This window comes from Parasphingorhabdus sp., assembly GCF_041748495.1.
GTDB lineage: Bacteria > Pseudomonadota > Alphaproteobacteria > Sphingomonadales > Sphingomonadaceae > Parasphingorhabdus.
Genome location: NZ_JBGTDD010000184.1, coordinates 1 through 9,328 on the forward strand (window position 1 = coordinate 1; position 9,328 = coordinate 9,328).

Sequence of the window (9,328 nt, forward strand, 5' to 3'; positions counted from 1 at the left end):
TCCTTGATAGGTTGCTCCTGCGTTTTTTCGGCCAGGGCGGCACCGTCCAGACCAACCTCATTGGCGATGGCGATCAGCACCTGAGGATCATCCAGATTGCGCTGTTCTCCATAATAAGCCTTGAACGCAGCGGTCGCGAACTTGTGCAGGGCAGCCTGATCGTCCTCCAGCGCGCAGCAAAACCGCATCGCGTGCACGGACTTGACCGGATGATGCTCGCTCGGGAAATTCATCGGTAGACCAGCCAATTTCGCCCAGTCCTTGAGCACGCGGAGGCTGTGGACGAATTTGCGGTTGTCGGGATTTTCCCGTGCCGCATAGACATCCTGATTCACTGCATTGAACACACCGCCGACCAGAAACGGTTTCCAGATTATCTCTGCGCCGTTGGCTTCGATGATCGGCTGGATATTGTGGAAAGCGAGACAGGTCCACGGGGACGAGAGGTCGAAGTAGAATTCAACAGTGGTCATATATATCAGTTCCGTTTATTCATTGCCCGATTCCGCACGTGATGCGGGCCTCTGATGACGCGCGCACATCCTCCCGAGTTCCGGCATAAAGTGCAGAGCACATTACTCGCTTTACTCCTCCAGCCCGAACAAGGTCTTGCGCACTTGGGCATCGTCCTGCGGATTGCGGTTGATCTTGTCCCGGCCGATCGCCATTCCCCGCCGCAAAGCTTCGCGCTGTTTGAGCGTCTCGTACCAGCGTTGCACATGGGGGAAATCGACGAGATCGATTTCCTGGCGCTTGTAGGTCTGGACCCAAGGGAAGCAGGCGATGTCGGCGATGCTATATTCTTCGCCGGCAAGATATTCATGGCCGCCGAGCCGCCGGTTCATCACGCCAAAGAGCCGCAGCACTTCCTTGCGATAGCGCTCTGTGGCATAGTCGATCCGCTCCGGTGCGTAGAGTTTGAAATGACCGTGTTGGCCCATCATCGGTCCCAGCCCGCCCATCTGCCACATCAGCCATTCGGTCGCGGCGATCTGGCCGCACAGGTCGTGCGGCAGGAATTGCTCCGCCTTATCCGCCAGATAAAGCAGGATCGCGCCGGTCTCAAATATGCTCACCGGTTCGCCGCCGTCGGCAGGGTCATGATCAACGATAGCGGGGATCCGGTTGTTGGGGCTGATCGCCAGGAAGTCGGGCTCGAACTGCTCCCCTGCCCCGATGTTCACCCATTTGATATTATAATCCAGCCCCGATTCCTCGAGCATGACCGAGATTTTCCAGCCATTGGGCGTGGGGGCAAAATAGAGATCAATCATGAACGAAAAATTCCCGGAAAAGTTGACAATGATGACGCAGCATAGCGGAGAAATTCAGTTGAAACGAGGGGAAGCCAAGGCGGATCGGCAACAGTTATCAATCGAGCGAACTTTGGTCATACCAGATGGTTGCACAAAAGCCTGTCTGTAGGACAGGAAAAAAGGAGCTAGTTGGCTTACAAGAAAGAGAAGAGTGATCGCCTGGGAAGCGACATGGCGGCCATCCTTGCGCGTGGTTCCAAACCTCGCTGTACCGCCTTCGCAGCGGCCGGGAGTCGCTGCAGTCATCAGCACGCGCTATCCGGTAGCAGTCTCATTTCCCACCCTTTTTGCGCTCATACCATTGGCTAAGTATAAGCACGGATATCACCTATCGTAATTAGCGATAGCGTCGGCCAAAATATATCGGAGACACAGAAAATAATGGCAAAAATAATTCTGATAGCTTCGGATCTGAATGCTCGTGGCGACAGGCCTTTTGAACGCGCCAGGCTTCTGGCCGAGGCATGGAATGCAAAGCGCACGCTATTATTTGTCAACGACAGCAAAAAGCCGGCTGACGAAACCAAAGTCCGCGCGTCGCTGAACCGCAATTAAGGAGACGAAGCTGCAGAATGTGATTTGATCGTCGAGTCCGGAAGTCCGCCCGATATTATCGCCAAGACGGCATCACGCCTGGACAACGATCTTATCGTCGTTGGAACGGCTCGCCACAACAATATTTCGGACTTTTTCCTCGATAGCGCCTTTGATCATCTGGTCCGTTACGCCCATGCGCCGGTGCTTGTTGTCAAGGAACGGCCCCGGTCGAACTATCAAAATATAATGCTGGCAACAGATTTTTCGGGCTTTTCCCGTCGCGCGCTGACAACCGCGATGTTCTGATCGTCGGAAAATTTGGCTAGCCAGGCCAGCTGGGGTTGTCGGGCCTGAGGGCCGAAGCCCCAATCTATCCCGGCCGATCAGATCAACTCATTTTGTCCCGGTGTATTGACGCCCATTTTCTGCAGATATTTCTTCACATTGCGCGCGGCTTGCCGGATGCGCTGCTCGTTCTCGACCATCGCAATGCGGACAAAGCCTTCACCATCTTCGCCATAGCCAACGCCGGGCGCGACCGCGACTCCGGCCTGGGTCAGCAGCTGCTTGGAAAATTCCAGGCTGCCCATATCGGCGAGCTGGGGCGGCAACGGGGCCCAGGCAAACATAGATGCAGCCGGTGGCGGAATTTCCCAGCCGGCCCGACCAAAACTTTCCACCAGCACATCGCGGCGCTTGTGATAGAGTTCGCGATTTCTGGCGACCTGATCTTGCGGACCATTGAGCGCCGCGCAGGCAGCGGCCTGGATCGGCGTGAAGCTGCCATAATCGATATAGCTCTTGACCCGGCTCAGGGCTCCGATCAGGGTCTTGTTGCCGACCGCAAAGCCGACCCGCCAACCGGCCATGGAGTAAGTCTTGCTCAGCGAGGTAAATTCGACTGCGACATCTTTCGCACCCGGCACCTGCAACAGGGAGGGCGTCGGGTTTCCGTCATAATAGAGCTCGGAATAGGCGAGATCGGACAATAGCCAGACCTTGTTTTCCTTGGCCCAATCCACCAGCCGTTCGTAGAAAGCGAGATCGACAACTTCCGCCGTCGGATTGGAGGGATAGTTTACCACCAGCAATGTCGGGCGCGGCACGGTGAAGGCCATCGCCCGTTCCAGCGATTTCCAGTAAAGTTCGTCAGGTGTTGTCGGTACACTCCGGATGGTCGCACCGGCGATGATGAAGCCGAACGTATGAATAGGATAGCTTGGATTGGGCGCGAGAATACAGTCGCCAGGCGCGGTGATCGCCGTCGCCAGGCTGGCCAGACCTTCTTTCGATCCCAATGTCACCACCACTTCCGTGTCAGGATCGACATCCACGCCAAAGCGGCGGCCGTAATAATTTGCCTGAGCCTTGCGCAGGCCGGGGATTCCCTTGGATGACGAATAGCCATGGGCATCAGGTTTCTGGGCCACTTCGCACAACTTGTCGATGACATGCTGCGGCGGTGGCAGATCGGGATTGCCCATGCCGAGGTCGATAATATCTTCACCCGCCGCTCGCGCCGCTGCCCGCATGTCATTGACTTCAGCAATCACATAAGGTGGCAGACGTTTGATACGGTAGAATTCTTCGGACATTATCGATCGTTTCTTGCGTTAAATTTTATGGAGCCGCTGCTTTGCGTAATTTTGGTACGAATGTCGAGGGTTTGAAGCCGGTTTCGACAATTTGTATCTCGCAACCCGGCGGTGCTGGCAACAGTGGCTCTCTGTTGGGCCGCGCAAGCCGCGACCTATCCGGAACGAGTTACATCTGGAGGCGGTTTGCACCTCGCAAAACCGTCTGACTGGCACTGCCCCGCATCGACGTCGACTTGGCACGGATCGTATCGAGGAAATGCCATGTCGATATAGCCTTTTCCGGGGTAAGCGCCACGGTCATATAGCCGCGATTGGAGGTGTCGGTCCATTGCAACTGGCCATTGGCTTCCCGCAATGCGTTCGCCGCGACTTCGGGGCTGGCACCGGACAAATAGGATTCGATACCGGGCGAGGTCACGCTGTGCCCGCCAAATTCGACGCCGGCCTGGCCATCAGCCGTTTCGAGATTGAACGCCCAGCCATTGTGACTGTCGCCCGACAATACGATCAGATCGGCATCGGCTGCCTGTGCGTTCTTCAGCGCCCGTTCGCGGGCCTTGGGATAGCCGTCCCAGCTGTCGAAATTGATCGGCAGACCCATTTTCGCTGCCAGTGCCCCTACTGCCAGCCGTTCTTTCGCAAAGGCCGGTGCATCGGGCGAAACCCAGTTGGTCGCTTCCTGCGGCAGCTTTAGTTCGCCCATCACGCATTGCTGCGACCAGACCTGCCATTTGGTGCCCGATCCCTTTGATTTGCGCATGGCGGATGCCAACCAGGCTGTCTGCTCACTCCCGATCATTTCACGCGAAGGATCCTGCCATATATTGTCACGGAAGCTCTCGATCACCTTCTGGATATTTTCCTGTCCTGCCAGCGCTTCGCCCAGATCAAGCTGCTTGTCCCGCGCACTGATCCGGCTTTCGGTCACGAACAGAGTGGCGAGATCGCCTATCTGATATTCACTCCAGCGCGGCAGGCCATAATCCTTGTCGCTGACCGGCATCCATTCCCGGTAGACGCGTTCGGCGATCCGTTTGCGCACTTCCCAATCGCCTTCGCTGGCGTCGTGGTTTTCCGCGCCATCCGTATAGGCGTCATTGGTGAATTCATGATCGTCCCACATCGCTATCATCGGCAACACCTGGTGGAGGCGCTGCAAGTCCGGGTCGTTGCGGTAGGCAGCATAGCGCAGGCGATAATCGGCAAGCTCGATGATTTCGGAGGTCGGATATATTACCCGTCCACTCAGGGCCTGTTCCTTCGAGGGATAGGTTCCAACCGGATATTCATACAGGTAATCGCCAGTATGCACCATCAGATCCAGCTCGCGATTCTGGGCAGCATGGGCGTAGGCGTTGAAATAGCCGAACGGCAGATTGGAACAGCCGACCACGCCAATATTGAATTGCGCGGTTGGTCCCTCCGGCAAGGTCCGGGTCCGGCCGACCGCCGATTTCGAACCATCGGGGGCGATGAATCGATAGAAATACCAGCCGTTCGGGTCGAGACCGTGGGCGGTGATCTTTGCGATATGGTCACGATCGGCCAGCGCTTCGACCTCTCCTGCAATTTTGGCACCGGAAAAATCGGCGTTGGCGGATATTTCTGCCGTGAGCTTGACGTCGCCATTGCCGACGTAGCGCGTCCACAATAATATCGAGCTTTGTGATGGCTCGCCGCTGGCCACCCCGTGGGTAAAGCCCTTCGCGCCCAATAGCGCCGCCGAAGCCGGCACGCTGAGTGCGCCAAGGCCAAATGTTCCCAGCGCCATCAACTGGCGGCGATCGATGTTCATGCTCATGATTTTATCCCAAGATTCCTAGAGCCAGCAAAATAACGAAGAATAAAGTCAGGCTGATGACGGTGAAGGTCAGCAGGAACGTCACCCGGATCAAGGCTTCCGGTCGGGACATTTGATAGGCGTGACGGAGCTGCCGGTACATATGGAATATCGGATATATCAGTAGCGCCCACCCCCAGACGGCGACGCTCACACCCAAGGCTGCAAGAATAGCACAGCTGATGAACAGCAGCGACATGAAGCTGATCGAATAGGTGGTGAAGACGGCATGATCGTAAAAATGATATCCGCGCCGGCCGATTGTGGCCAACCAGACAAAGGGCAAGGAAATCGGGATCAACAACCAGGCAAATTTATAGCCATTGGCTTTCAGCTTATAGATCAGCAGACTCGGATCCTTGTTCGCCTGATTGATGCCGGCCAGCAATTTTCGTCCGAATGCGGATTGCTCCCATCCCTTCCAATTCTGAAAATTGTCATCGGTCTGGATGATGTTGCCAGACGCGTCTGATCCGTCACCCAGACCCACTTCCGGGTAAGGCATTTCGTTGAGAGTCATTGAGGCCATCACATTGCGGCCCCGCTTAAGATCGAGAATATTTTCGCGCAATGTCGCCGCTGCCGGCGAACCCTCGGGCTGGGCAGCCAATTCAGTCTCGGCGGCTTGTATCTTTTCCTCCAGTTCGTTCGATTCGATCGCAACCGTTTCCGGGAAACTGCCCGCGCCGCTCAACCCGCCGAGATCACTCGCACCCGTGAATGGCGTTCCGATGAAGGAGAAAACCGCAAACATCGTGAAGACCGAAAACAGGAACAGCGCCATCGGTGAAATGAATTTTGCCCGTTCGCCGTGGATGTAGCGCCGGGTCAGATGGCCGGGTTTCCACATCAGCAACGGCAATGTGCGCCAGAGCTTTCCTTCAAAATGCAGAACACCGTGCAAGATGTCGTGCCAGAAGGCTGCGATCGACCGGTGGACATGCAGCGGTTGACCGCAGTCGGCGCAATAGCTGCTGGTTACAACGGCACCGCAGTTGAGGCAATTTCCGCCTTTGCCCTGCGCCATCGGGAAGCGCTCATCTTCCAGCGCCTTGGCGATCAGACCACCTTCGACAGCGGTTCCCATTGCTTCGATTCCTTCCGACATGCGGCAGAGTTTTGGCTTATTCAATCAATAAGGCAAGCGGGATTTTGCAATCAAGCCAGCGCCATGCAATTTGATATGTCCTGTCCTGATAGGGGGATTATATCAGCAGCAAGACGATGAGATTAGGCAAATAGTAGAGCCCATCCGACTGTCGCTGGCGGCCTGCTCCCTTAGATTTTTGACTATACATCCACGGCCGGTTCCGCCACATATCGGGTCATGGAACTGAATCTGAAAAACAGGATCGTGCTGGTTACGGCCGGCAGCAAGGGCATTGGTCTGGCAACGGCAGCGGGATTTCACGCCTGCGGCGCGAAAGTAGCAATTTGTGGCCGATCGCAGGACAAGCTTGATGCCGCTGCGATGCAAATGCCGGGTTGCCTGGCGCTGACCGGAGATGTGTCAAATTCCGGGGATATCGACCGGGTGGTTGCATCGGTGACCGAGCAATTCGGCGGGATTGACATATTGGTGAACAACGCCGGCGGTCCCCCGCCGGGACTGTTTGAAGATCTGGCGGACGAGGACTGGGAAAAAGCGGTGGAGCTGACCTTGATGTCGGTCGTCCGTACATCGCGGCTGGTATTGCCGCATATGCGGGCTCAGAAATGGGGCCGCATCATCAATATTTCGTCCTCCGGCATAAAACAACCGGTGCCGGGCCTTACCCTGTCCAATAGCATCCGGATGGCTGTACTGGGTTGGGCCAAGACGCTCGCCAACCAGGTCGCGGGCGACAATATATTGGTCAATACCGTGTGTCCGGGGTTTACCCAGACCGATCGAATCGCGCAAATTCTCGAGCAGCAGGCCGCCGCTTCCGGCAAGAGTATCGAGGAGATCGCCGCTGCGCTCGCGGCACAAATCCCGATGCAACGGATAGGGCAACCGGAAGAAATCGCCAATCTTGCGGTTTTTCTGGGATCCGATGCCGCCAGCTATATCACGGGCACAGCGATTCAGGTCGATGGTGGTTCGGTACAGGGTTACTGAACACATCATCTTCCAAATGGCAGGCGTTCGCGCGTTGCCACATAACTAATCTTTCCCGCCGGCAAAAAGCCCGCTAGTGGGCGCGGATGACCGCAGAAAAACCAAAGCTCATCATCCGCATGGCGGAACTGGAAGATGCCAGAAAAATATCCTCTTTGTCCCGCAAGATTTATGGCAAGGGCGAAGGCTATACGACCGAGGAGGTACGCGGACAGATCAACAATTTTGCCGACGGGCAATTGGTCGCTGAATATGAAGGCAAGATTGTCGGCCATTGCGCGACTTTCCAGATTTCCGAAAAAACCGCTCGCACATCACATAGCTGGGCAGAAATCACCGGCGGTGGCTTCGCCGCCCGGCATGATCCCAATGGCCAGATCCTTTACGGCATGGAAGTCAGTGTCGACCCGGACTATCGGCGGCTGCGGATCGGGTTGCGCTTCTACAAGGTTCGCCGAGAACTCTGCCAGCATCTGGGATTGAAGGGAATCATCTTTGGCGGGCGCCTGCCGGGCTATGCGCGGCGCAAGCGAAAATATCCCGAACCGGCGGATTATCTGGCGGCTGTCGTTGACAAGCAATTCCGGGATCCGGTGATCAATTTTCAATTGAATCAAGGCTTTGTTCCCTTGGGCATTTTGAAAGACTATATGCCGAGCGACACCCCATCCGGCGGCCATGCCGTGCATATGTTCTGGGAAAATCCGCTCGCTGCCGAAGCCAAGCTCGGGACCCAGACGCCGCACGACCGCCTCCCGCAATCGGTCCGCGTTGCGACCGTACAGTTCCAGATGCGGAAGATCGCCTCACAGTCAGAATTTGAAGAACAGGTGGAATATTTTGTCGATGTCGCAGCCGATTATGGTGCGGATTTTGTCACATTTCCGGAGCTGTTCACGCTGCAATTGCTTTCCCTGGAAGGCGAAAAGCTGGAGCCAGCCCAGGCGATCGAGAAAATCGCCGAATATACCGACCGGTTCAAGGAATTTATGGAGAAGCTGGCGGTTTCCTATCATATCAACATCATCGGCGGATCCCACCCGACCCGCATGGACAATGGTGATATCCGCAATATTTCCTATGTGTTTCTTCGCAATGGCGCGATTTACACTCAGGACAAATTGCACCCCACCCCGAGCGAAGTGCGCTGGTGGAACATCAAGGGCGGCTATGGCGCGGAGGCCATTCCCACCGACTGCGGACCGATCGGGGTGATGATCTGCTACGACAGCGAATTTCCGGAGATGGCGCGCCATCTTGTCGATCAGGGGGCGATGATCCTTTTCGTTCCCTTCTGCACCGATGAACGCCGCGGCTATTTACGCGTCCGCTACTGCTGCCAGGCGCGGGCCGTGGAGAACCAGTGCTATGTCGTGATGTCAGGCGTGGTCGGTAATTTGCCCAACGTCGAGAATATGGATATTCACTACGCCGAGAGCGCGATCTTGACACCATCTGATTTCCCGTTCGCCCGCGACGGCGTCGCAGCGGATACGGCACCCAATACGGAAACCATCGCGCTTGCCGACCTGTCCATGACGAGCTTGCTGACCAGCCGACAATCCGGCGCGGTGCAGAATCTCAAGGACCGGCGTTTCGATCTGTATCGGGTTTTGTGGAAGGGATAGGCAATGAAGCCAGTTGCTGAGGGAAAGCACGATCAAATCAGCAAGAGTGTGACGACCATCTCGCAGCCTTTGTCCGACAGATAGATCAAAGTCATTCGATCAGGTCTTTCCCGCTTCAGGAATTTACTGACGGTGTCACAGATGACGATATATATCTAGCTTACAAAGTGGTGCCCGAGGGCGGATTCGAACCACCGACACAGCGATTTTCAGTCGCTTGCTCTACCAACTGAGCTACTCGGGCTTGCGGGGTCGGCGAGAGGTGCTGACCCGGTTGGGAAGCGACGCTATAGGCGGGGCCCTTGCCG

At 56.1% G+C, this 9,328-nt stretch carries 10 protein-coding genes and 1 tRNA gene; 5 read left to right on the forward strand and 6 right to left on the reverse strand.

From position 1 onward, the window contains the following. The coding region (locus tag ACEW8J_RS15435; RefSeq protein WP_373492530.1) for a 2-hydroxychromene-2-carboxylate isomerase at positions 1-473 on the reverse strand (473 nt) is incomplete at its 3' end. Between the two features lie 111 nt (positions 474-584). Next, entirely contained in the window at positions 585-1,274 is a 690-nt protein-coding gene (locus tag ACEW8J_RS15440; protein ID WP_373492531.1) for a glutathione binding-like protein, read from the reverse strand. Between ACEW8J_RS15440 and ACEW8J_RS15445 the strand changes: the two genes are divergently transcribed. From ACEW8J_RS15445 to ACEW8J_RS15455, 3 genes are all read left to right on the forward strand, one after another. Then, a complete protein-coding gene (locus ACEW8J_RS15445) occupies positions 1,273-1,425 on the forward strand; it encodes a hypothetical protein (RefSeq protein WP_373492532.1) in 153 nt (50 codons plus the stop codon). The genes ACEW8J_RS15440 and ACEW8J_RS15445 overlap by 2 nt on opposite strands. Before the next feature lie 272 nt (positions 1,426-1,697). Further along, a complete protein-coding gene (locus ACEW8J_RS15450) occupies positions 1,698-1,871 on the forward strand; it encodes a hypothetical protein (RefSeq protein WP_373492533.1) in 174 nt (57 codons plus the stop codon). A gap of 24 nt (positions 1,872-1,895) precedes the next feature. Next, a complete protein-coding gene (locus ACEW8J_RS15455) occupies positions 1,896-2,159 on the forward strand; it encodes a universal stress protein (protein WP_373492534.1) in 264 nt (87 codons plus the stop codon). A gap of 77 nt (positions 2,160-2,236) precedes the next feature. Here ACEW8J_RS15455 and ACEW8J_RS15460 read toward each other — a convergent pair whose 3' ends face one another. The 3 genes from ACEW8J_RS15460 to ACEW8J_RS15470 all read right to left on the reverse strand — a co-directional run bounded on the left by ACEW8J_RS15460 (position 2,237) and on the right by ACEW8J_RS15470 (position 6,378). Further along, positions 2,237-3,448: an LL-diaminopimelate aminotransferase gene (locus ACEW8J_RS15460; RefSeq protein ID WP_373492535.1), complete on the reverse strand. Its 1,212-nt coding sequence runs from the start codon at positions 3,446-3,448 to the stop codon at positions 2,237-2,239. 169 nt (positions 3,449-3,617) lie between these two features. Beyond that, positions 3,618-5,252 carry an alkaline phosphatase gene (locus ACEW8J_RS15465; RefSeq protein ID WP_373492536.1) on the reverse strand — a complete coding sequence of 545 codons (1,635 nt, stop codon included), beginning with the start codon at positions 5,250-5,252 and terminating at the stop codon, positions 3,618-3,620. Between the two features lie 4 nt (positions 5,253-5,256). Further along, complete coding sequence (locus tag ACEW8J_RS15470; RefSeq protein WP_373492537.1) at positions 5,257-6,378, reverse strand: DUF3667 domain-containing protein; 1,122 nt, start codon at positions 6,376-6,378, stop codon at positions 5,257-5,259. Positions 6,379-6,618: 240 nt separating this feature from the next. Here ACEW8J_RS15470 and ACEW8J_RS15475 point away from each other — a divergent pair, with 240 nt between their 5' ends. Both ACEW8J_RS15475 and ACEW8J_RS15480 read left to right on the forward strand, forming a co-directional pair. After that, positions 6,619-7,392 (forward strand): SDR family oxidoreductase, encoded by a 774-nt coding sequence (locus ACEW8J_RS15475; RefSeq protein WP_373492538.1) that lies wholly within the window; start codon positions 6,619-6,621, stop codon positions 7,390-7,392. An 86-nt stretch (positions 7,393-7,478) separates the two neighbouring features. After that, positions 7,479-9,020: a nitrilase-related carbon-nitrogen hydrolase gene (locus ACEW8J_RS15480; RefSeq protein ID WP_373492539.1), complete on the forward strand. Its 1,542-nt coding sequence runs from the start codon at positions 7,479-7,481 to the stop codon at positions 9,018-9,020. 168 nt (positions 9,021-9,188) lie between these two features. On the opposite strand, the gene ACEW8J_RS15485 is transcribed toward ACEW8J_RS15480, so the two are convergent. Next, a tRNA-Phe gene (locus ACEW8J_RS15485) sits at positions 9,189-9,264 on the reverse strand. Positions 9,265-9,328 lie beyond the last annotated feature (64 nt).

Excerpts from the sequence above, each read along its gene's own strand:
- ACEW8J_RS15445 (WP_373492532.1), top strand. The coding sequence starts at position 1,273 with ATGAACGAAAAATTCCCGGAAAAGTTGACAATGATGACGCAGCATAGC.
- ACEW8J_RS15440 (WP_373492531.1), bottom strand. The coding sequence starts at position 1,274 with ATGATTGATCTCTATTTTGCCCCCACGCCCAATGGCTGGAAAATCTCG.
- ACEW8J_RS15450 (WP_373492533.1), top strand. The coding sequence starts at position 1,698 with ATGGCAAAAATAATTCTGATAGCTTCGGATCTGAATGCTCGTGGCGAC.
- ACEW8J_RS15460 (WP_373492535.1), bottom strand. The coding sequence starts at position 3,448 with ATGTCCGAAGAATTCTACCGTATCAAACGTCTGCCACCTTATGTGATT.
- ACEW8J_RS15465 (WP_373492536.1), bottom strand. The coding sequence starts at position 5,252 with ATGAGCATGAACATCGATCGCCGCCAGTTGATGGCGCTGGGAACATTT.
- ACEW8J_RS15470 (WP_373492537.1), bottom strand. The coding sequence starts at position 6,378 with ATGGGAACCGCTGTCGAAGGTGGTCTGATCGCCAAGGCGCTGGAAGAT.
- ACEW8J_RS15475 (WP_373492538.1), top strand. The coding sequence starts at position 6,619 with ATGGAACTGAATCTGAAAAACAGGATCGTGCTGGTTACGGCCGGCAGC.
- ACEW8J_RS15480 (WP_373492539.1), top strand. The coding sequence starts at position 7,479 with ATGACCGCAGAAAAACCAAAGCTCATCATCCGCATGGCGGAACTGGAA.